Raw genomic sequence first — 21,909 nt, 5'->3', positions numbered from 1 at the left:
GGAGCAACCTGCTGTTAAACAGTATTACTCCCCTGTGTGGTTTACTTTGCAGGAATGGATTCATTCCTTACTATACGCGTTCTCAATGGTGACCGTCACTTATCCCCTGAGGATATCATGCCCTAATTTATCGCGTTTGGTTTTAAGATAATTCTCGTTGTGTGGGTTTGGATGAATTTCTATGGGTACATTTTCAACAACTTCCAGGCCATAACCACTTAAACCGGCGCGTTTACGCGGGTTGTTGGTAATAAGACGGAGTTTGCAGATACCGAGATGGCGGAGGATCTGTGCGCCTACGCCATAGTCGCGTTCATCCATTTTAAAGCCCAGTTCCAGGTTAGCTTCTACGGTGTCCATGCCTTCTTCCTGCAGCTTATAGGCTTTCAGTTTGTTCATGAGCCCGATACCTCTTCCTTCCTGGTTCATATATAATATAAGGCCTTTCCCTTCTTTTTCCACCATTTGCATAGCGGCGTGCAGTTGTTCGCCACAGTCGCAACGCAGTGAATGGAGGATATCCCCTGTCACGCAGGACGAGTGGACCCTTACCAGTACCGGTTCATCTTTTTTCCAGTCGCCTTTTTTCAGTGCCATGTGAATTTCACCGGAGTTAATTTGTTTAAAGGCGATGAGTTCAAAGTTGCCGTATTTGGTGGGCATTTGTACTTTCACGCCTTCTTCGATCAGCGTTTCTGTGCTGAGGAGGTAGGCGATCAGGTCTTTTATGGAAATGAGTTTAAGGTTGAATTTGGTGGCTATTTCGCGGAGTTCCGGCAGGCGGGCCATGGAGCCGTCTTCATTCATAATTTCCACCAGTACGCCGGCAGGCTCAAATCCTGCGAGTCGGGCCAGGTCGATGGTGGCTTCCGTGTGGCCGGAACGGCGTAAAACGCCGCCGCTTTTGGCTTTTAGTGGAAATATATGGCCAGGTTTACCCAAATGTTCGGGTTTGGTAGTGGGGTCAATCAGCGCCTGCACTGTTTTGGCCCTGTCGTGTGCGGAGATGCCGGTAGTGCAACCGTGCCCGAGCAAGTCTACCGAAACGGTGAAAGGGGTTTGGTGCAGGGCGGTATTATCGCGGACCATGAGGTCCAGTCCCAGTTCCTCGCAACGCTCTTCCACCAGCGGTGCGCAGATGAGCCCACGGCCGTGGGTGCTCATAAAGTTGATGATTTCAGGAGTTACATTGCGTGCTGCCGTGATAAAATCACCTTCATTTTCACGGTCCTCGTCATCTACCACGATCACCAGCTTACCGTTTTTTATATCTTCTATTGCTGCTTCTATTGTATCTAACATATATTATTCCCTCCGGGTCAGTAATGTTGAATTGCGCAAAGTTACGACATATACTTATGAAAAGTTGCCGGGGGAAGTAAGTGTGATTCTACCCGAAAAGTATTGGGAAGATGTTAATTATACAGCTGAATTTTAACATATAATAATGATTGTCAATTTGATAACGGAATTATACACCTGAAACCTTATAAGGTTCACTGTGGTGGCAGATTTCTCTCATTATTATTATCTCATATTTGAGAAATCGTAATTTTCAGGGAAATTCTTGGAAAAACTATTTATTAAGCCGGTTATAGCTAGATGTCATTCAAATTTTATTGTGCCGCTTGAGATATCCACAGTGTACTTAACAATTTGTTAATTCCGCGTTAAAATTTTCACGGGAAAATTGTTCAACTTTGCGTCTGAAACAACAACTTCTTTGCTTTATGGGGTTTAAAAAACTACTCTTTACATTTTCATTGTTGCTCACCGTGTTTGTAACCTATGCGCAGGTAACTACCAGCAGCATCACCGGTGTTGTAACCGATTCAAAAGGCCAGGGCCTGATTGGGGCCACTGTAAAAGCCACCCACACACCTACTGGAACAATTTATGGCACCACTACCCGCGGCAGTGGTGAATTTACCATCCCTAACGTTCGTGTTGGCGGACCTTACAAGGTGGAAGTTTCATTTATCAGCTATGGCACTGAAACTTACAACGACATTTTCCTTAAACTCGGAGAACCGCTGAAGTTAAATGTTACGCTTTCTGAAGGCTCTACCAGCCTGAAAGAAGTAAGCATTACAGCCAGCAGGGCGATTGCTAAAGGTAATGGCGGTACCGCACTGAACGTTTCCCGTACCCAACTCGATAACCTGCCTACGGTTAACAGAAGCGTACAGGATTTCGTAAGACTGAGCCCACAGGCATCTGTATCTACCAATGGTAAAGATGGGTCACCTATGGGTATCTCTTTTGGCGGGCAGAGCAACAAGTACAACCAATTCGCGGTTGACGGCGCTGTAACCAACGACGTATTCGGCTTATCTGCTTCCGGTACCAATGGTGGCCAGGCAGGAGCCAACCCTATCTCCATAGAAACTATTGATCAGCTACAAATTGTACTGAATCCTTACGACGTTAAACAAAGCGGTTTCACAGGTGGTGGTATCAATGCTATTACCAAAAGCGGAACAAACGATTTTCATGGTGCCGCTTACTTCTTCTACCAGGGTCAATCCCTCGTAGGTAAAGCCCCGGATTCTACCCGTGCAGACTACGGCAGTTTCACCAATAAAATATTCGGCGCATCACTCGGCGGACCGATTATCAAAAACAAATTGTTCTTCTTTGTAAACGCGGAGAGATCTGTCAGGAATAACCCGATAGATTATAACCCTGCCACCGGAGCTTCCAACGTAACCACCGATGAACTGAAAAGCATCTACGACTTTGTTTCCAATAAATATAAAGTAGACCTGGGAAGCTATACAGACCAGGAACGTGATAAACCAGCTACCACCCTCTTTGGACGTATCGACTGGAACATCAACTCCGTTCATAAACTGACTGTACGTCATAATTACCTGAATGCAAGTGATTTGATCTACAGCCGGACCAATAGCTCTGCTGCTTTTGCAAATAACTATTATAAATTCCCTTCTAAAAGTAATTCCAGTGTGATTGAGTTGAACTCCAACTTCTCTAACAGGCTGAGTAATGAACTGAGGGTCGGTTATAATAATGTAAAAGACAGAAGAACTTCTCTCGGTCAACCTTTCCCAACTGTTACCATTAATGATAACGGGCGTACTATCAACCTGGGCAGTGAGTTTTCTTCTACTGCCAATGCATTGGATCAGAGTATCTGGACTATCACAGACAACCTGACCATGTATAAAGGTAAACATACCATTACAATAGGCGCCAATGCTGAAATCTATAAGATCAAAAATACCTTTATCCAGGGTGCTTTCGGTTCTTACACTTATGATTCCATCAGCGGATTTATCAATAACCTGAAACCAAGACAATACCAGATCAACTACAACACCGCTGATTCTACCCTCCGGGATGGTATTGGCTTTAAAGCAGCACAGATCGGTATTTATGCACAGGATGAGTGGAACATCAGGAAAAACTTCACCCTGACTTATGGCGTAAGAATAGACATTCCTATCTTCCCAACCACCCCTCCGGATAACGTAGCATTTTCTAAAGACCCGAACTTTGCAGGCTATTCCACTACCACCATTCCAAAATCAAGACCATTGATTGCTCCGCGTATTGGTTTTAACTGGGATGTAACTAACGATGGACTGACTACCATCCGTGGTGGTGTGGGTATTTTTACAGGACGTGTACCGTTTGTATGGATTTCCAACCAGTACGGCAATACCGGTAACGTATATACCAACGTAAGTTTGAGCGGTTCCGGTTTACCAAATAGTTTCCGTTTCAACTACGACGGTAACAGTCCTTTTTACGGACAGTATTCTGCCGCCAACCTGTCGGCGATGGGTGCTAACGTAGGAAGCAGCCCTTCCAACATTAACCTGTCAGACAAGGATTTCAAATTCCCACAGATGTTTAAAACCAACCTGGCTGTAGAAAGAAGACTGCCATGGGGAATGAGTGCTACTATAGAAGGTAACTTTACCAAAACGCTTAACAATGCCATCTGGGAAAACCTGAACGTTGTTCCTACCGGCGACAGCGTTTCTTTAGGTGGTGGTGTTAAAAGACCTACCTGGAAAAAGAAAACCACTAACTGGGGTAACCAGATCCTCCTGCTGAAAAATACCAGCGAAGGTTATACCTATAACATCTCCGGTGAACTGACCAAACAAACAAGCAATGGTCTGTTCCTGAAAGTGGGTTATTCTTACGGAGACTCCTACTCAGTAAATGATGGTACCTCTTCTACTGCCGGCTCCAACTGGCGTTTCGGACCAAACATCAACGGTTTGAATAACCTGGAAATGGCCCGCTCTAACTACAGCATGGGCAGCCGCGTACTGGCAGTAGCTTCCAAAACCTTTAAATATGGTAAAGAAGATAAGTTCCGTACTACCGTAACCCTGTTCTATAACGGTCAATCCGGTATTCCTTACTCATGGGTTTATTTCAACACGGTTGATCCTACCGGTGATGACCTGAACTCCAGCGGTAACAACGACCTGATCTACATTCCAAAGGCTACAGAAGTTGCTACAATGAGCTTCGACCTGATCTCTCAGAAAGATTCTAAAGGTAATGTGACCTATACCCGCACACCCGATGAACAAAGAGCCGACCTGGAACGCCTGATCAGCAACGACAGCTACCTGAGCAAACACCGTGGTGAAAATGCAAAGAAAAATGCAAGCCGCACGCCGTTCGAAAATATCTTCGACTTTAAAGTGGCACAGGTACTGCCCATTTACAAAGGTCATAAAGTGGAAATCACTTTCGACATCCTGAACGTAGGCAACCTGCTGAACCAGGATTGGGGCAGAACTTACTTTATCGCCAACAACGCTTCTACTCCACTCACCTTCAGAAAATATGATGCTACCTCAGGTGCAGCAGTTTTCCAGTATGACAGAAGAAGAGAAATCAATGGTTTTGGCGATGAAAAACCATACTATATCAACAACTTCACTGCACGCTGGAGAGGACAACTTGGTCTTCGTTACAGCTTCTAAGAAAGCAATGATTAATTTATAAAGAGAGGGCTGGCCGGATGGTCAGCCCTCTCTTATTTAGCCTTTTGTCTTTCCAGATGATTATTCTTTCTCCAGGAAGCTTAAAACCATCCCCAAAATTTTCCCGATTGCGTAAATCAATCGCCCGCCTTTTACCTAATTTCGCCCCCGTAATAAATTCGGCCAATACGCAAATCTGTACATTTTAAACGGCAACACTACTGCCATACACCACATGCTACACAAAAAATTATGCCTCCTGTTACTCTCCGGCTGCGGATTTACCGCACCTTTGATGGCACAACAGCAAAATACCACCAACCATAAAAAAGATACCCTCGGCGAACCGAGAGCACTGGGCGAAATTGTAGTTTCTGCCAGCCGCAAGCCGGTAACACTGGATAATGTTCCTTCCTCGGTGACGGTGATCACCCGGAAAACACTGGAAAACGACATGACTGTTAATACAGATGTAACGGATATCCTCGCCCGGGAAGTACCCGGCCTGGCGCCCGGCACACAAACCAACAGCAACGTTGGTCAATCCCTCCGCGGCCGCTCCGTACTCATTATGATCGACGGCGTTCCGCAATCCACCCCGCTCCGTAACGGGGAAGTAGATATGCGCTCTATTGACCCATCCGTCCTGGAAAGGGTGGATGTACTGAAAGGCGCCACCGCCATTTACGGCAATGGTGCTACCGGCGGGCTGATCAACTATATCACTGTTACGCCTAAAGAAGATAAAATTCTGTCCGGTAAAACAATGATCAATGCCACCGGTTCGCTCACCAGCATCAAAAATAGTGTGGGTGGCCGTTTAAACCAGGTATTGCAAGGGAAATATAAAAAGTTCGACTACATCGTGAGCGGTGTGGCAGAGCAAACCGGCGAATTCAAAGACGCCAAAGGCAAGCTGGTAGGCCCCAACTACAGCCTGGGCGAAACAGACAGCTACAACGCCTTTGCGAAAGTTGGCTACCAGGTAAACAGCCGTCAGCGTATACAGCTGATGTACAACTACTACCGCAGCCAGCAGAACTCCCACTATAACCTCGTGAACGGCGACATCGCCAAAGGCATCCCTGCCTCCGGTGTATTGGGTACGCCCACCGGCGTAGCCACCGGGCCGAGAGGAAATCAAACCCTCCACCTCCTGTACCAGGCCGACAGCCTGATTGGCGGGACTTCCCTCACGGCAGATGCCTATTATGAATCAAGGGATGATATCTTTTATGTATCGTTTGGCCGCTTTGAAGGCGGCGACGGACAATCGCATACCATCGACAAGAAAAAAGGATTGCGGTTGATGTTTAACTCCCCGTTGTCGAACAAATCCGCCTTTAACGGTACGCTTTCCTATGGCGCTGACCTGTTGAACAATGTGACCTCGCAGCCGCTGGTAGATGGCAGGGTATGGGTTCCGGAGATGAACATGCTGAACTATGCCCCCTTTGCGGAAACACAATGGTCGCTCTGGCAGAATCTGATCCTGAAAGCGGGTGTGCGCGTGGAAAGGGTCCGGGTAAGTGTGGATGATTATACCACCCTTCAGCTTACTAACGCCAACGGCACCACGAGTGCGCCGAGCATTGCGGTAAAAGGCGGCGACCTGGATTATACAGCTACTTTATTTAACGCAGGCATCCGTTACAACAGGCTGCCGGCATTCATGCCCTACTTTAGTTTCTCACAGGGGTTCTCCGTATCTGACATAGGTTTGGCGCTGCGCGATGCTAAAGTAAACGATATTAAAAAGATCAATACAGAAGCAGTATTGGTGAATAACTATGAACTGGGCTTTGTAAGTGAATATAAAAAGCTCCGCTTTGAACTGAGCGGGTTCATCAGCACTTCCAAGCTGGGTGCAGATATGATCTTTGATCCCAACACCGACCTGTTCAATGTAAGCAGAACACCCGAACGCATATACGGTTTTGAAGCATCGCTTCAGTACCAGGTACTGCATAACCTCGATATCAGCGCCAGCTACAGCTACCTGGAAGGGAAAGCCGATACCGCTAAAACAGGCGGCAGCTATAATGTATACCTGAACGGCCGAAGAATTGCTCCTCCAAAAGTAACCGGCAGCATCGCCTATCGCCCCCTGCCAACCCTGGAAGTAAGACTGCAGTACATGGGCGTAAATGGCCGCAACCGCTTTGAGAAAAATGCCAAAGGTGTTTACAATGGCAACGAAGGAAAGGTGTCTGCCTACAACCTGGTAAATTTCAATGCCAGCTATAAAGTAGCTCCCCGTACCCTGCTTACGCTGGGTATTGATAATCTTTTCAACGAAGACTATTTCCCCGCACGCGCTCAGTGGTTTATGCAGCCCGGGTTTTATTCCAAAGGGAAAGGCGCCTCTTTTAATGTAGGCATTGCCGTTAATTATTAATAAAAGAAAGGTAATTGTAAGAAGAGATCCATAGCAGTTTTCCAGGTGGCCATATCATGCCGGCCACCTGGAATCTCCAGGTAAAAAATATCCTTGTCCGGTTTGTAGCCCTTCTGTAATAACTCCTTTATCAGGTCCCGGGTATCATCCATACTATCAATCACCCCGTTGTTATTCCTGTCGGCCGTTTCATCGGCAGTACCACACTCAAAGAAAAACTGTTGCCCCGGATGATAGCTACCAGCACGGATCAGTTGGTGCATAATTCGATCGGTATCATCCTGGTAGTCAGGTCCCAGCGCTTTACTACGCCACCATAATGAACCCGAAAAAACGCCGGCCAGCTGGAAGATGTCCGGGTGGCGCCATACAATATCCAATGCAGATAAGCCTCCCAGGGAGAAGCCTGCAAAGGCGCGTTTTACAATCCGCATATCCGGATACTGCTGTTGCAGGAATGGCAGCAATTCTTCTATGATAAAGCGGGTATAGCTTCCGGCCAGCTGGCCCTGCCCCAGGTAATCCGGCACACCGGCGGTGCCGTAAACCGCTTTCCGGTCGGCGTCCGCATAAATGCCTGCCACCAGCACAGTGGCTGGCAGCTCCGGTAATAACCGGGAAAGTTCCTGGCCATCATTTACCAGTAAAAGTATATGGGGAGATGTACCGGTGAAGCAGGTATCCAGCTGCACACTGCGCGCCAGGTACACAGAATCGATATAATGTTGACGTATTTGCACCGGAACAATTTACCAATAAACCAATAATCTTCTTTAAATTTATCTAAACACTTTCCCGTGACCGAAAACTATTTAAAATGGCATTCTCCCAACCTGGGAAAGGAATTTGAGATGTTGGTATATGGCGACAGCGGCTACCCTTTGCTCCTGTTTCCTACCTCTATGGGACGTTATTATGAAAGCAAGGACTTTGGCCTGATTGAAGCCCTCCGCTGGTTTATTGAAGAAGGAAGAATTAAAGTGTATTGCCCCGATAGTATTGATGCACTCAGCTGGTATAATAAAAATATTTCCCCGGAACAAAGAGCGTATAATCATACCTGTTACGACAAGCTACTCATGGAAGAAATATTACCCCGCATTGTTACGGAAACAGGACATCAGCGGATAGTGGTTGCCGGCTGCAGCTTCGGCGGTTATCACGCTGCCAACTTTGCCTTCCGGCATCCGGACCGGGTTTCTTATTTATTCAGCCTCAGCGGGATCTTTGATATTAAATTCCGCATGGACGGACATTACGACGACAACGTATACTATAATAATCCGGCCGATTATGTGCCGGAAAACCAGCATGAAGACCTCTGGCGCATGGGTATTGTATTGGGCGTGGCCGACAGGGATGTAACCCGGCCGCAAAACGAATTGTTGTCCGGCATATTAGCCGGCAAAAAAATAGCCCACTGGCTGGATATCCGCCCGCAAACCACCCACGACTGGCCGGTATGGCGGGAAATGCTGCCGCATTATGTTTCACTTATCAAGTAAGTACCATGAAAAAAATCGGGATTCTATTCGGGCAGGAAAACACTTTTCCCCAGGCATTTGTAGACCGTGTAAACCGTATTAACCCTCCCGGCATCTTTGCCGAATTTGTGACCATCGACAAAGTGATGCAGGGCGCTGATCCGGGCTATGCAGTTATCTTGGACCGTATTTCGCAGGATGTGCCCTTTTACCGGTCGTTCCTGAAAAATGCCGCTGCTGCCGGCACTGCGGTGATCAATAACCCTTTCTGGTGGAGTGCCGACGATAAGTTTTTCAATAACGCCCTGGCAGAAAAGATCGGCGTAAATGTGCCACGCACCGTGTTACTGCCTTCTAATAAACTGCCGGATGATACTACCGATAAGTCGTTCCGTAACCTGATCTACCCGTTCGACTGGAACAGTATTTTTGAATACGTCAGTTTCCCTGCGTACATGAAACCCTATGCCGGTGGCGGGTGGAAAAACGTATACCGCGTAGAGGATAAGGACGATTTCTTCCATAAACACAGCGAAACCGGACAGCTGGTGATGATGCTGCAGGAAGAGATCGACTTCAGCCAGTATTACCGCTGCTTTTGTATAGGCGGTAAAGAAGTACGGATTATGCCATACAATCCAAAACATGCACCGCACCTGCGTTACCAGGCAGATTATGAACCCGGCCCGGAACTCGCGGCCCGGATCACGGAGCAGGTGCTTACCCTGCACCAGCACCTGGGATACGATTTCAATACCGTGGAAATAGCGGTGCGCAGTGATGTCCCTTATGCCATTGATTTCTGCAACCCGGCACCGGACGCCGATATTCACTCCATTGGCGCCGAACATTTTGAATGGGTAGTGGAAACCAGCGCCAGGTATGCCATTGAAAGGGCCATTGCACAGAAACCAGGAAAAGACAATCTTACCTGGGGCAAATTTGTGCAACCTGGCCGGGCAAAAGCAAAGGCAGCAACGACGGTTGAGAAAAAGAAACCAACAGCTCCCAAAGCAAAGAAAAGCGCACCCGAAAAGGAGAAAAAGGTGGCCGCTAAAAAAAGCCCTGCTAAAAAACAACAAAAAGAAAAGTGAAACCGTTTTACTGCCCTACATTTGCAGACAGCGTTCATGCTTTTTAGTCTTTCGATTTGCGGAAAGCACTACACTGAAATGAATCGCTTTAATTACCGCTGCTGGCTATACGCCGCAGCTAAAAGCTAAAAGCTAACAACATGTTTAAGGCGTTCACGCTGGGGATCGAGGAAGAGTATATGGTAATGGACCCCGTTACCCGGGAACTGAGATCACATGAACAAAAAATAGTAGAACAGGCGCATAAAGTGATCAACGACCAGGTAAAAGCAGAATTTCACCAGGCCGTAGTGGAAGTGGGCACACAGATTTGTGCGGACATACATGAAGCGCGGAAAGATGTAGCTTACCTGCGCCGCACCATTGCACAAATAGCCGGCGACCTGGGATTCAGCATAGGCGCTTCCGGTACCCACCCTTTCAGCAAATGGGAAAAACAACTCATCACTGATCATCCCCGCTATTTTGAAATAGTGAATGAAATGCAGGACGCCGCCCGCTCCAACCTCATCTTTGGTTTGCATGTGCACGTAGGAATGGAAAACAGGGAGATGGCCCTTCATATCGCTAACTCTGTCCGGTATTTCCTCCCGCATATTTTTGCATTGAGCACCAACTCCCCTTTCTGGGAAGGACGTAACACCGGCTTCAAATCATTCCGCACAAAGGTTTTTGATAAATTTCCCCGCACCGGTATTCCCGATTATTTCGCCAGCATAGAAGAATATGATAATTATATCAAGCTGCTGGTGAAAACCAATTGTATTGATAACGCCAAAAAGGTATGGTGGGATTTAAGGGTACATCCCTTCTTTAACACCGTGGAATTCCGCGTTTGTGATGTGCCGCTCACCCTCGATGATACCATCATGATAGCCGGGCTTTTCCAGGCGGTATGTGCAAAGATCTATAAGCTGCGGATGCAGAATCTCAATTTCATTATCTATAACCGCTCCCTGATCAATGAAAATAAATGGAGAGCTTCCCGCTATGGGATCGATGGCTACCTGATTGATTTTGGTAAAGAGATGGAAATAAATACCCGCGCGCTTATCTCGGAACTGCTCGACTTTATTGACGACGTAGTAGATGAACTCGGCAGCCGCGATATTATCAGCGCTACTACCCGGTTACTGGAAACCGGCACCGGTGCAGATAAGCAATTGCAGGTATATGCGGATACCAATGACCTTGTGGCAGTAACGGATTTTATCCAGGGTCAATTCCTCCAGGGCTGTTAGTACATTCCCATAAAATAAATTTCGCGTAATTTTGTGGCATGCATCCAATTAAAAATAGCTGGAAGGTGGCTGTGCTGGACATGTATGAGGGTGTTCCCAACGAAGGGATGCGCTGTATCCGTGAAATATTGGTGAAATACGCCAGCATGCATGCACTGGACCTGCAATTTGATGAGTTTGAAGTAAGGCAGCAAATACAGGTTCCTGATACTTCCTATGATATATATATTTCCACGGGCGGCCCCGGCAGCCCCGTGGCCAGTGAAGGCAGCGACTGGGAAACCGCTTACTTCTCCCTGGTAGAAAGCCTCCTGGAATGGAACCGTACCCACGAAGAAAAAAAGCCCGTCTTTTTTATCTGCCACTCTTACCAGCTCATGTGCCGCTATTATAAACTGGGAAATGTATGCAAACGCAAATCGTCTGCATTCGGCGTATTCCCCGTGCATAAAACCGCTGCAGGCATGCAGGAAAAAGTATTCAGCGCACTCCCCGATCCTTTTTACATTGTGGATAGCCGCGACTGGCAGGTGATTGAACTGGATTATGAAAATCTCCAGGCAATGGGCGGATATGTGATTGCACTGGAAAAAGAACGGCCGCATGTTCCGCTGGAACGTGCTACCATGGCCATTCGGTTCAATGAACACTTCATTGGTACCCAGTTCCATCCGGAAGCCGATGCTGCCGGTATGCACATGTACCTCCTCCAGGAAGAAAAGAAAAAACAGGTAGTGAAGCATCACGGCCTGGAAAAATACAACAGCATGATCCGTCAGCTCACTGATCCCAACAGGATTATGCTTACGCACGATCGCTTTATTACCGCGTTCCTCGACTACGCTATTTATGGCCGGCTGTCCGACAGGCTGGCGGCCATTGAACGGCTGGTGCAGGTAGCGGCGCATAATGATAACGAGCACTCGTTCTTCTAATTAAAAACTTATGATCCCTGCAGTAAGAAAGGCATATAATCAACAATTCACACCAGCGCAATACCAGGCTTTTTTAGCAGGTATTGCGGCAGATACCGGTGTAGCGCCTGCTTTCCGGGTGGCTGAAACTCCTGTATTTGTGCCGGCAGCCCTTCGTAATAAACTGGTTCAGGCCTGCGAAGAAATAGTGGATGTGCTGCTGCGCCCCGATTTTAAAACCATTACCCGCGACGCTATTCCACCTTCACTGAAGGTGCCCAATGAAAATGAGCATCCGCATTTTATTGTCATTGATTTTGCCGTTTGCAAAGCTGCAGATGGTTCATTGGCGCCACAGCTCATTGAATTGCAGGGATTCCCCACCATGATGGCTTTCCAGGAAGTGATGGCCCGCCGTTTTAAAACGCATTTCAACATACCGGATACCTTCAGTAATTTTTTCAACGGACTGGATGAAGCAGCCTATTACCAGCTGTTGCGTGAAATGATCATCGGGCCTTATGCGCCGGAAGAAGTGATACTGCTGGAAGTGAAGCCGGAAGAACAGAAAACCCGCATTGATTTTTACAGCACCGGGAAAAACCTGGATATCCCCACCATTTGCTTAACGGCCCTCATACAGGAAGGCAAGCAATTATTTTACCTGAAAGATGGTATAAAAACCCGTGTACGCCGTATTTATAACCGGATTATTTTCGACGACCTGCAACGCCAGGCCGACAGTATTGGCGCTCATGTCAATCTTTTCCAGGAATTGGATGTGGAGTGGATCACGCACCCCAACTGGTTTTACCGCATCAGTAAGTATATCATGCCTTTTATTCACAGCGAGTATGTTCCCAAAAGCTGGTTCCTGCATGAATTACCGGTGGTGCCTGCCGACCTGGAAAATTATGTACTAAAGCCGCTTTTTTCTTTTGCAGGGCAGGGAGTATTGATAGATGTGACTGCGGAAGATATTGACCGGATCAAAGATCCTGAGAACTGGATATTACAACATAAGGTGAAATATGCACCTGCCATAGAAACGCCTACGGGTCCGGCTATCTGCGAAATACGCATGATCTATATCTGGCAGGATGGCGCTGCGCGGCCGATGCTGGTGCATAACCTGGCCCGGATCAGCAAGGGTAAAATGATAGGCGTAGGATTCAACAGCAAAGATACCTGGGTTGGTGGCAGCTGTTGCTTTTTTGAATCCGGCGATACAAAATAAATAACGGGAAAGCATTTGGTATAGCTGCTTTCCCGTTAAGACTAAAATGCAAATTCTTCAATCAGCGGTCCGGTGGTGTATTCACTTCTTTTTCCCACCCCGATAGCCAATTCCTGGTTCTCGCTGTTTTTAACGATCAGGAAGGGCTGACCATATTTCTGTTTACCGGCAAAAATAACGGCAATGTCTGTGCAGGAATAAATGTCCTCGTTGGTGAGCGTAATTTCCTTGTTATCGTCCAGAACATTTTCCGTCTTTTTATTTTCTTTCCGGAGATGTAATTTTCTTCCTACATACTGCCGCTTCAACCATTCGTAGTTGCCGTTAATAATAACCGGTGTGTTAGAAAGGTTGTCTTCCGGCACCTGGAAAAGCAATAGTTTCCGCTCCTCATCACGCAGCGTGAAAATAAGTGTGGAAGTACCTTCCAGGTTTCTCCGGTCGTAGTCAACGATCCGGAATGTCTTATTTTCTATCGCCTTATAGGGCGTATAAAAATGTCCGCCTTTGAGTACACTTTTATAAGGCACTTCCACTACGGCTTTCATTTTAAGATTGTCCAGCAGGGTATCTTCCTTATTTCTCACCGAACGCCTGGGATTCAGTTTCAGGAAAGTGATCTCCTGTCCTACCAGCGTCAGCTGGGCAATATCCGGTGTAAGATGCTGAAAGGCAATGCTGCTGTCGTAAGGAATTAAAGTCGGCTTCTTCTCGGTATCCCTGTATTTAATTTGGGCGGAAGCGCTGACGGTAGCGGCCATTCCCAAACACAAGGCTAAATGTTTCAATTTCATATACACTAAAATATTGGCAAAGATATATTGTTTCCATGCTGCGGCTGACACAGCAATTTGTTAAAAAACATAACGGAGAGTTTGCAAATACATTGCGTAGTGTCCTTTTATCTTTGGTATAAATATTTACTTTTATGTAAATATGTCAACTTAATACCTATCCTTATGTTTAGTAACCTGGCCATAGATGTGGCCCTCGGCCTTATTTTCATTTATCTGCTATACAGTTTGCTGGCCTCGGTGGTGCAGGAGCTGGTTGCCAGGATCTTCAATTCCAGGGCGCGGCTGTTAACGAAAGGCTTACGCCGGATGCTGGAGGACGATGATCACAGTAAAGACCTGGGCTGGTTTGGGAAGTTTACTTTCTTCAACTGGTTTTATGAACTGGGATGGAGTGTGGTTTATTTCTTCGAGCCTTTCCGGAAAAGTCCTTTCCTTAAAAAGTTTTACAGCACGCCTTCTATCCGGAACCTGGGCGAGAACAGCGCCACTTCGCGCCCTGCTTATATCAGTCCGCAGATCTTTTCCCAGGCAATGGTGCACCTGTTACGCAGTAGTGTGCCCGAGCACAAGGCAACAGATGCCCTGGCTATCAAAGCGGCGCTGACGCACAATTACCTGCAGCTGGTACCGGGTACCAGGGAGCACCTGTTACAATTATTTGAAGATGCGGGGCACAATATGGCAGCTTTCCGGATTAATATGGAAACATGGTTTAATGAAACCATGACCCGCGCCAGCGGCTGGTACCGGAAGCAAACGCAAACCTGGCTGCTATGTATGGGTATGGCCATTGCGGCGTTGTTCAACGTGGATTCCATTGCTATTGCGCGGATCCTCATGAAAGACAAAAATGTAAGATCACAGCTGGTGCAGCTGGCATCCAGCCGGGCGCCGGGTTATACGGCCATCACTGATACGCTTATACGTAAAAACGTACTGCATAAGGACAGCGCCTTTTTCCGGGCCGATACTTCTGTTCGTATACTCGTCAGCGATACTTCCCTGCTGGGCGTGTATGGCATGCTGCGCAGCGATGCCGGCGATGCGGCAAACGTGCTTGGCATCAAACGGGCCTGTGTAACCGACAGTACCGGCGGCCATATTACCCTGCGCTGCGGTTACACGCATCCTTTTCAGCAAAACGGCTGGCTGGTCTTCGCCGGCTGGTGCATTACCGCACTGGCCATATCGCTGGGAGCGCCCTTCTGGTTTGATTTGCTGGGAAAGGTGGTGAAATTCAGGAACGCGCCGCCCCCGGCAGATACCTCCGGGACCAACACCGCGGCCACACACTAAAGAAGATGTTGTAGATTTGCATATCTCCTCATCTTTCTAAAAAACAGCTATGAAACGCACCAATTATTCCTCCGGGGCACTCTGGGAAGGAAAAGTAGGTTACTCCCGGGCAGTAAGGGTGGGCAATGTAATTGAAGTATCCGGCACCGTGGCATCGGATAACGACAAAGTGGTAGCGGAAGGTAACGCCTATGAGCAAACGAAATTTGCCCTGGCAAAAATAGAATCCGCCTTAATCAATGCCGGCGCCACGCTGCATGATGTGGTACGTACCCGGATGTTTGTAACAGATATCTCCAGGTGGGAAGAGTATGGAAGGGCACACGGGGAGTTCTTTAAAAGCATCAAACCAGCTACCACCATGGTAGAAGTAAGTAAACTGATTGATCCCCGTTACCTGGTGGAGATAGAAGCTACTGCTATTGTAGAGCAGAAAGCCTGATGGAGGGAATCCTTCTGCGCTTACATTTCCGGTACAAACCGGGCAAAGCAGGCGCAGAAGGCACTAAATGTTATTTATACAGCTCTGTCCATTTCAGCATACCACCTACCAGGTTTTTGGTGTTGGTAAAGCCCATGGAGTCGAGTAACATACAAGCCTGTCCGCTGCGGTTACCGCTGCGGCAATACACGATGATCTCCTTGTCTTTCCAGTCCTCAATTTCGTCCACCTGCATCTGCTGTACAAAGCCCAAAGGAATATGCGTACCGCCAATGTTGAACTCTGCGCGTTCATGTGGTTCTCTTACATCTAATATATAAAGTTCTTCACCGTTGTCTATGCGTTGTTTCAGTTCTTCTGCCGTAATGTTTTGCATGTTATTAAGTATTTAAAATCAAATTACATCATTTTCAATTATCCTCTTCAACTGGTTTAGGGGCGGCGGTACTGTCGGTTACCGGTTTGGTAGCTGATAACCAGAAGTCCACGCTTTCACCGGCCCTTACCATATTAAAATCGCCGATCTCATTTTTGCGGGTAGGCACCTGTTTGATCACGTAGGCATTTGCTGTATCGGATACGCTGGGATCAATGATCACGGTACCTGAATTAAGATTGCTGGCGCTGAGCATTTCGCGGGCTTCTGCGTAGGTAAGTCCTACGAAGTTGGGCACCGGGTTTTCCACGCTGCCGGTTCCGCTGCTAAGGATCAGGGTGATATTGCTGCCTTCCGCTACTTCGGTGCCGGGCTTTACCTTCCTGCCATTCAGCAGTTGCTGTAATACGGTGTTGGTGGCAAAATCGGGTTTATAAATGGTGTCTCCTACGTTGAGGCGCATGCTTTTCAGCATCATTTCGGCGCTGCGGAAGGTAAGTCCTTCGAGGTCCGGCATTTTCACCATGGGCGCCACTGTTTTATTTACGGTCAGGTAAATAGTCCTGCCCACCTTTACCTGTGCTCCCTTGTCGGGCGTTTGCGCATACACTGCCAGTGGAGGAATAGAATCAATATAAATAGAATCCCTTACATCAGCTTCAAAGCCGGCTTTTTCCAGCAACGCAACAGCTTCTTTTATATTTTTCCCATGCACATCCGGTACGGTTTGCTGTTGTCCGTGTTTGGTAATGAAGCCCAGCATGGAGAAAAACAACAGGGCCAGGGCAAAAAACACTACAATAACCGCCAGCAGATTAAATAAAAAAGAGCGTTTGGTAATAAAGTCGAACACGATAATTATATTAAGTGTGATAATCCTTACTTCAGGCTTTCTTCCAAAAGCAGGCCATAAAATTCTGTCAGCGTTTTTCCTGCAGCCCTTACCTGCTGGGGAACCAGGCTGTTTTCAGACTGCCCGGGCATTGTATTTATCTCCAGGAAATATAATTTCCCGGTACCTTCTTCATAGATAAAGTCCACCCGCACAATGCCTTTACAATTCAGTTTATTGTAAATAACAGTAGCGGTTTCCTGTACCTGGCGGGCGATATCGTCCGTTATGGGTGCAGGGGTAATTTCGTTGGAAACGCCCGGGGTGTATTTGGCTTCGTAGTCGAAGAACTCCTTGCTGCTCACTACTTCTGTGATGGGCAGCACGGTAATAGCGCCGTTTGCACGGTACAATCCCATGGTAAGTTCCCGGCCTTTGATAAACTCTTCGATCAGGATCTGGGAATCTTCATTAAAGGCCTTATCGATAGCTGGCTGCAGTTCTTCAGCGGTTTTCACCTTCGACATACCAATGCTGCTGCCGCCTTCTGCCGGTTTCACGAACACGGGTAAACGCAGTTGCTGCAGTATTTCTGCTGTATTATAGGGCTGATGACGGAAAATATGTACTGATTTGGACACCTTTACGATGTTCAGTGCATCTACTACCTTATTGCAATAGCTTTTGTTGAATGTGAGTGCGGAGGTAACCATGCCACAGCTGGTAAAAGGAATACCGAGCATTTCGAAATATCCCTGCAGGCGGCCATCTTCTCCCGGTGTACCATGAATACCAATAAATACGGAATCAAAAACGATCTTCTTTCCGTTGATGGTTAAGGAAAAATCATTTTTATCCACTTCAGTCACCTGGCCATCGGCGCCGGTATGGCTCCAGCTCTCTTTGGTGATAATAATCTTGTATACATTATACTTACTGCTATCCAGGTTATTTTCAATAGTTACGGCACTTTGTACGGATATCACATATTCTCCGGAATATCCACCGGCGACCAAAGCTATATTCTTCTTCATAAGAGATTTTACTATAAGCGGGTAAAGTTAAAGGTTATTTGTTAATTGTCAAGAGCCGCAGCGCCTGTGGGCGGTGGCTGTTCAAATTACATAAAAAAACCGTTCCAGCCAGCGCGGGAACGGTTATTAAGCTTCCTGGAGAATATCTTAAATGTGCAGTTTTGCCTTCTTATCCATCAGTTCATCGACGGTTTCCTGGTACATTTCGTCAGGAACGCAGCAATCTACCGGGCAAACCGCCGCACATTGCGGTTCTTCATGAAATCCCTGGCATTCTGTACATTTGTTGGGCACAATATAGTAGGTATCTACACTGATAGGCGCATTTCGCTGGTCAGCATCCAGTACACTACCATCCATTAATGTATAGGAGCCTTTTACGGTGGTACCGTCGGCTAGCGCCCATTCAACACCACCCTCGTATATCGCATTATTGGGGCATTCCGGTTCGCAGGCGCCACAGTTTATACATTCGTCTGTTATCTTAATTGCCATAGTGTAAACTTTTTGGTTAAGTAGTAAGCCATTAATTTTGTGTGACAAAAATAAAATTTTCCCGGTTTAATTAGGTCATTATTTATATAGTTTCATGAACATAGCAGAAAAAGAAGCCGCATTGGTGCGCCTGGGGCAGTATCTGGCGGATAAAAGCCCGGAATTGGAAGCAGTAAAAGAGCGTGCATATATTGCCAATGGTTGGTTTATCCCCTCCTTTATCGACAATGCGCTGGATAATATCTCCCGTTATTTCCTCTCCCCTGCCCCTTTACAGCAGTGGTTGCAGGGATATCCCAAAGCTGCGGAGGCACGCACCCCTAAAACTGTTGGAATCGTTTCTGCCGGGAATATCCCGCTGGTAGGCTTCCACGACTGGCTTTGCGGGTTCATCAGCGGACACCGGGTTAAAATGAAACTTTCGGGTAAAGATGAGATCCTGATGAAACATATCCTGGAAAAGATCGGTGAATGGTATCCGGACCAGGCCAGTCAAACGGAAATACAGGACATGCTGAAAAACTGCGACGCTTATATTGCCACCGGCAGCAACAACTCAGCCCGGTACTTCCACTACTATTTTGCCAAATACCCGCACATTATCCGCCACAACCGCACATCCGCCGCCATCCTTACCGGTAAGGAAACCCCGGAGGAACTGCTTGCCCTGGCCGATGATGTGATGCTGTACTTCGGCCTTGGATGTCGGAATGTTACTAAGATTTATGTGCCACTGAACTACGACTTTGCCCCCCTGCTCAAAGCACTGGAGAAATACAGCCACCTGGCTGACCATCACAAATACAAAAACAACTACGACTATAACCTGGCCCTGCTGCTGCTGAATAGCAGTCCTTATATGACTAATGGCAGTATCCTGCTGCAGGAAAACACCGGCCTGTTTTCACCCATCAGCGTTTTACACTATAGTTATTATGTAGATATGGCGCAGCTGCAACAGGAGCTTTCCGGTGAAGACGCCCTGCAGTGCCTGGTAGGACAACAGTTCACGCCGTTCGGTTATGCCCAGCAGCCGTCGCTTGCTGATTATGCAGACGGGATAGATACGCTGAAGTTCCTGCTGGAGTTGTAGCGCGGCGCACGCCTTCGGCGCTTGCCGCGGAAATTGTCTTGGAGCAGGATTACGCTAATTATGTTGATTACGCTGATTTTCCCACCTTTTGTTATGAAGATTTTTCCACCTTTTGTTGTGATGGTAATGGGAAGATTAGAAAAGATAAAATGTGGTCTCTTTTTATCTCCCCGAAATATAAAAACAACAAGACGTGGGAAAATCAGCGTAATCAACATAATCAGCGTAATCCTGCTCCAAGACAATTTAAAGGCGCCGAAGGCGCCGCCCTAACAATTTGTCGCAATTACTTGTTATCTTGACAGGCGGGCTGTCATTCCTGTCAGTACGGTATTAAGCCGTGTTTAACGATTGATATAAAAATGTGTTAAAGTGAATCACCCCTGTTGCGTTTGATTCACAGGGCGAATTAAATTTGTAGTAAGGGCATGTAAATTGATCATATCCCGGCGTTATTATTAACTATCACGCAAACACACTATAATATGAAATTCAAGCAAATTGTTACGACTGTTCTTATCAGTGCTGTAACGGCAGCTGCCTCCATATTTGTGTATGGCAAATATATTCAGCCGAAGCAGCCGATTGTTTTCCAGAATGGTACTGAAATTCCCGTAAACTATGCCCGCTACATGCCGGGTACGGAAGGGAATGCGAATGCCACCCCACCTTCCGACTTCACCACCGCGGCCAAGGCAGCAGTGCCGGGTGTAGTGCATATCAAAACAAAGATCAACCCCAGGCAGGTAACCAATGGTAATAACCTGCAAAGAAGACGCAGTATCCTGCAGGACCTTTTCGGAGATGATTTTTTTGGAGATGAATTTAACGGTGGCGGAGATGGCCGCAGGTACTATGTTCCAGGCCAGATGGCATCCGGTTCCGGCGTACTGATCTCTGCAGACGGTTACATTGTAACCAATAACCACGTAGTTGCAGACGCCGATGAAATCAGCGTTTCCCTCAGCAACGAAAACAAAGTATTCAAAGCAAAGATGATAGGCACGGACCCCAGCACCGACCTGGCCGTTATTAAAATTGATGCGAAAGACCTTCCTTATCTGCTGTATGGCAACTCCGACAATGTAGAAATAGGACAATGGGTACTGGCGGTAGGTTATCCGCTGAACCTGGATGCTACGGTGACTGCGGGTATTGTAAGCGCCAAATCACGCTCTATCGGTATCAACAGAAGCGGTGGCAAAGTGAACAGCGCTATTGAATCCTTTATTCAAACAGATGCTGCTGTGAACCAGGGTAATAGTGGTGGCGCATTGGTAAATACCGCCGGCGAACTGGTAGGTATCAACTCTGCGATTGCCTCTCCAACAGGCTCTTATGCCGGCTACTCTTACGCTATCCCGGTAAACCTCATCAAAAAAGTGGTGAACGATATCCTGAAATATGGTAATGTACAGCGGGCGTACCTTGGCGTAAGATATGCGCCTTCCTCTCTCATTGCCAATATGAGCGATGAGCAGTTAAAGGATGCCGGTATTAAAAGGGATGTAAACGGCGTACAGGTAACAGATGTATTGCCCAACAGCTCTGCTGCGGCCGCAGGCCTCCGTACCGGTGATGTGATCACCGCTGTGAATGGCGTAAAAATTCCTACCACTTCGCAGTTGAGCGAACAGGTGGCACGCTACAAACCAGGCGATAAAATCAGTTTAAGCTATCTGCGTGACGGTAAAGAAGTTACCGTGAACAATGTGGTGATGAAGAACCTGAAAGGCAATACAGACCTGGTAAAGGTAACTGCCCTGGATCGTTTGGGTGCAGACCTCTCCGAACTTGATAAAGACCAGGCCGCCCGTTTGGGTGTGAATGGTGGGGTAATTGTAAACGATATCGGCAACGGTATCCTGAAAAAACAGACCACTATGGCCCCGGGCTTTGTGATCCTGAAAGCCGGCAACACGCAGGTCACCTCCGTGGATGAACTCAGCCAGATAGTGGAAAAGCAAAAGAACCTCAAGCTGATAGGTTTCTATCCTGAAAGAGGCGGAAATATTTATTACTATAATATTGCTACCGGCACTGAGGCCGAAAACCTCTGATCCCCTTAAAGTAATTGGGTTTTAGGTCTTAAGAAAAAGTCCCGTTTCCGGCAAGCCGGAGCGGGACTTTTTCTTTTTAAGTCATACACGCCTCGCCTGGAAAAGCAGACCGTGCAATCAGTCATTCTATGAAAACCTATTAG

General features: G+C 47.2%; 18 protein-coding genes. 11 read left to right on the top strand and 7 right to left on the bottom strand.

Translation table 11 applies throughout. The features are described from left to right. Nucleotides 1-99: 99 nt before the first annotated feature. Nucleotides 100-1,302: a bifunctional 3,4-dihydroxy-2-butanone-4-phosphate synthase/GTP cyclohydrolase II gene (locus tag ACLHR0_RS17560; protein ID WP_370912690.1), complete on the bottom strand. Its 1,203-nt coding sequence runs from the start codon at nucleotides 1,300-1,302 to the stop codon at nucleotides 100-102. Nucleotides 1,303-1,730: 428 nt separating this feature from the next. Here ACLHR0_RS17560 and ACLHR0_RS17555 point away from each other — a divergent pair, with 428 nt between their 5' ends. Both ACLHR0_RS17555 and ACLHR0_RS17550 read left to right on the top strand, forming a co-directional pair. After that, nucleotides 1,731-4,973 (top strand): TonB-dependent receptor, encoded by a 3,243-nt coding sequence (locus ACLHR0_RS17555; protein WP_436488285.1) that lies wholly within the window; start codon nucleotides 1,731-1,733, stop codon nucleotides 4,971-4,973. A gap of 295 nt (nucleotides 4,974-5,268) precedes the next feature. Then, nucleotides 5,269-7,371 carry a TonB-dependent receptor gene (locus ACLHR0_RS17550; RefSeq protein WP_436488283.1) on the top strand — a complete coding sequence of 701 codons (2,103 nt, stop codon included), beginning with the start codon at nucleotides 5,269-5,271 and terminating at the stop codon, nucleotides 7,369-7,371. Here ACLHR0_RS17550 and ACLHR0_RS17545 read toward each other — a convergent pair. Next, entirely contained in the window at nucleotides 7,368-8,111 is a 744-nt protein-coding gene (locus ACLHR0_RS17545) for an alpha/beta hydrolase (RefSeq protein WP_436488281.1), read from the bottom strand. The genes ACLHR0_RS17550 and ACLHR0_RS17545 overlap by 4 nt on opposite strands. 57 nt (nucleotides 8,112-8,168) lie before the next feature. Between ACLHR0_RS17545 and ACLHR0_RS17540 the strand changes: the two genes are divergently transcribed. The 5 genes from ACLHR0_RS17540 to ACLHR0_RS17520 all read left to right on the top strand — a co-directional run bounded on the left by ACLHR0_RS17540 (nucleotide 8,169) and on the right by ACLHR0_RS17520 (nucleotide 13,341). After that, on the top strand, nucleotides 8,169-8,876 hold the full coding sequence (locus ACLHR0_RS17540; protein ID WP_370912694.1) for an esterase family protein: 708 nt from the start codon (nucleotides 8,169-8,171) through the stop codon (nucleotides 8,874-8,876). A gap of 5 nt (nucleotides 8,877-8,881) precedes the next feature. Beyond that, a complete protein-coding gene (locus ACLHR0_RS17535) occupies nucleotides 8,882-9,949 on the top strand; it encodes an ATP-grasp domain-containing protein (RefSeq protein ID WP_436488279.1) in 1,068 nt (355 codons plus the stop codon). A 140-nt stretch (nucleotides 9,950-10,089) separates the two neighbouring features. Beyond that, nucleotides 10,090-11,190: a carboxylate-amine ligase gene (locus ACLHR0_RS17530; protein WP_370912696.1), complete on the top strand. Its 1,101-nt coding sequence runs from the start codon at nucleotides 10,090-10,092 to the stop codon at nucleotides 11,188-11,190. A gap of 38 nt (nucleotides 11,191-11,228) precedes the next feature. Continuing rightward, nucleotides 11,229-12,125: a type 1 glutamine amidotransferase gene (locus tag ACLHR0_RS17525; protein WP_436488277.1), complete on the top strand. Its 897-nt coding sequence runs from the start codon at nucleotides 11,229-11,231 to the stop codon at nucleotides 12,123-12,125. A 10-nt stretch (nucleotides 12,126-12,135) separates the two neighbouring features. Next, complete coding sequence (locus ACLHR0_RS17520) at nucleotides 12,136-13,341, top strand: hypothetical protein (protein WP_436488275.1); 1,206 nt, start codon at nucleotides 12,136-12,138, stop codon at nucleotides 13,339-13,341. A 41-nt stretch (nucleotides 13,342-13,382) separates the two neighbouring features. On the opposite strand, the gene ACLHR0_RS17515 is transcribed toward ACLHR0_RS17520, so the two are convergent. Further along, entirely contained in the window at nucleotides 13,383-14,135 is a 753-nt protein-coding gene (locus ACLHR0_RS17515) for a hypothetical protein (protein ID WP_436488273.1), read from the bottom strand. Between the two features lie 165 nt (nucleotides 14,136-14,300). Between ACLHR0_RS17515 and ACLHR0_RS17510 the strand changes: the two genes are divergently transcribed. Together ACLHR0_RS17510 and ACLHR0_RS17505 are read left to right on the top strand one after the other, a co-directional pair. After that, entirely contained in the window at nucleotides 14,301-15,434 is a 1,134-nt protein-coding gene (locus tag ACLHR0_RS17510) for a hypothetical protein (RefSeq protein WP_436488271.1), read from the top strand. A gap of 49 nt (nucleotides 15,435-15,483) precedes the next feature. Continuing rightward, the gene (locus tag ACLHR0_RS17505) at nucleotides 15,484-15,876 is read left to right on the top strand and encodes a RidA family protein (RefSeq protein ID WP_370912701.1); all 393 of its coding nucleotides are present in this window, start codon (nucleotides 15,484-15,486) and stop codon (nucleotides 15,874-15,876) included. Between the two features lie 70 nt (nucleotides 15,877-15,946). Here the strand turns inward: ACLHR0_RS17505 and ACLHR0_RS17500 are convergent, their stop codons facing one another. From ACLHR0_RS17500 to ACLHR0_RS17485, 4 genes are all read right to left on the bottom strand, one after another. Then, entirely contained in the window at nucleotides 15,947-16,252 is a 306-nt protein-coding gene (locus ACLHR0_RS17500; protein ID WP_079468586.1) for a rhodanese-like domain-containing protein, read from the bottom strand. 34 nt (nucleotides 16,253-16,286) lie between these two features. Next, the gene (locus ACLHR0_RS17495) at nucleotides 16,287-17,105 is read right to left on the bottom strand and encodes a PASTA domain-containing protein (RefSeq protein ID WP_436488268.1); all 819 of its coding nucleotides are present in this window, start codon (nucleotides 17,103-17,105) and stop codon (nucleotides 16,287-16,289) included. A 26-nt stretch (nucleotides 17,106-17,131) separates the two neighbouring features. Further along, nucleotides 17,132-18,118, bottom strand: a complete 987-nt coding sequence (locus ACLHR0_RS17490; protein ID WP_436488266.1) for a D-alanine--D-alanine ligase — start codon at nucleotides 18,116-18,118, stop codon at nucleotides 17,132-17,134. 147 nt (nucleotides 18,119-18,265) lie between these two features. Continuing rightward, a complete protein-coding gene (locus ACLHR0_RS17485; protein WP_370912704.1) occupies nucleotides 18,266-18,613 on the bottom strand; it encodes a 4Fe-4S dicluster domain-containing protein in 348 nt (115 codons plus the stop codon). Between the two features lie 94 nt (nucleotides 18,614-18,707). Between ACLHR0_RS17485 and ACLHR0_RS17480 the strand changes: the two genes are divergently transcribed. Both ACLHR0_RS17480 and ACLHR0_RS17475 read left to right on the top strand, forming a co-directional pair. Beyond that, complete coding sequence (locus tag ACLHR0_RS17480; RefSeq protein WP_436488264.1) at nucleotides 18,708-19,706, top strand: acyl-CoA reductase; 999 nt, start codon at nucleotides 18,708-18,710, stop codon at nucleotides 19,704-19,706. A 485-nt stretch (nucleotides 19,707-20,191) separates the two neighbouring features. Next, entirely contained in the window at nucleotides 20,192-21,766 is a 1,575-nt protein-coding gene (locus ACLHR0_RS17475; protein ID WP_429046052.1) for a trypsin-like peptidase domain-containing protein, read from the top strand. The last annotated feature ends 143 nt before the right edge of the window (nucleotides 21,767-21,909 follow it).

Origin of the sequence: Chitinophaga sp. ARDCPP14, assembly GCF_051362515.1 — a bacterium.
In the GTDB taxonomy this organism is placed as follows: Bacteria; Bacteroidota; Bacteroidia; order Chitinophagales; family Chitinophagaceae; genus Chitinophaga.
Note: the sequence above shows the minus strand (reverse complement) of the source record. Positions and strands in the feature narration are given on the sequence as shown.

Coding starts and splice junctions, on each gene's coding strand:
- ACLHR0_RS17560 (WP_370912690.1), bottom strand. CDS start 1,302: ATGTTAGATACAATAGAAGCAGCAATAGAAGATATAAAAAACGGTAAG.
- ACLHR0_RS17555 (WP_436488285.1), top strand. CDS start 1,731: ATGGGGTTTAAAAAACTACTCTTTACATTTTCATTGTTGCTCACCGTG.
- ACLHR0_RS17550 (WP_436488283.1), top strand. CDS start 5,269: ATGGCACAACAGCAAAATACCACCAACCATAAAAAAGATACCCTCGGC.
- ACLHR0_RS17535 (WP_436488279.1), top strand. CDS start 8,882: ATGAAAAAAATCGGGATTCTATTCGGGCAGGAAAACACTTTTCCCCAG.
- ACLHR0_RS17530 (WP_370912696.1), top strand. CDS start 10,090: ATGTTTAAGGCGTTCACGCTGGGGATCGAGGAAGAGTATATGGTAATG.
- ACLHR0_RS17525 (WP_436488277.1), top strand. CDS start 11,229: ATGCATCCAATTAAAAATAGCTGGAAGGTGGCTGTGCTGGACATGTAT.
- ACLHR0_RS17520 (WP_436488275.1), top strand. CDS start 12,136: ATGATCCCTGCAGTAAGAAAGGCATATAATCAACAATTCACACCAGCG.
- ACLHR0_RS17515 (WP_436488273.1), bottom strand. CDS start 14,135: ATGAAATTGAAACATTTAGCCTTGTGTTTGGGAATGGCCGCTACCGTC.
- ACLHR0_RS17510 (WP_436488271.1), top strand. CDS start 14,301: ATGTTTAGTAACCTGGCCATAGATGTGGCCCTCGGCCTTATTTTCATT.
- ACLHR0_RS17505 (WP_370912701.1), top strand. CDS start 15,484: ATGAAACGCACCAATTATTCCTCCGGGGCACTCTGGGAAGGAAAAGTA.
- ACLHR0_RS17500 (WP_079468586.1), bottom strand. CDS start 16,252: ATGCAAAACATTACGGCAGAAGAACTGAAACAACGCATAGACAACGGT.
- ACLHR0_RS17490 (WP_436488266.1), bottom strand. CDS start 18,118: ATGAAGAAGAATATAGCTTTGGTCGCCGGTGGATATTCCGGAGAATAT.
- ACLHR0_RS17485 (WP_370912704.1), bottom strand. CDS start 18,613: ATGGCAATTAAGATAACAGACGAATGTATAAACTGTGGCGCCTGCGAA.
- ACLHR0_RS17480 (WP_436488264.1), top strand. CDS start 18,708: ATGAACATAGCAGAAAAAGAAGCCGCATTGGTGCGCCTGGGGCAGTAT.
- ACLHR0_RS17475 (WP_429046052.1), top strand. CDS start 20,192: ATGAAATTCAAGCAAATTGTTACGACTGTTCTTATCAGTGCTGTAACG.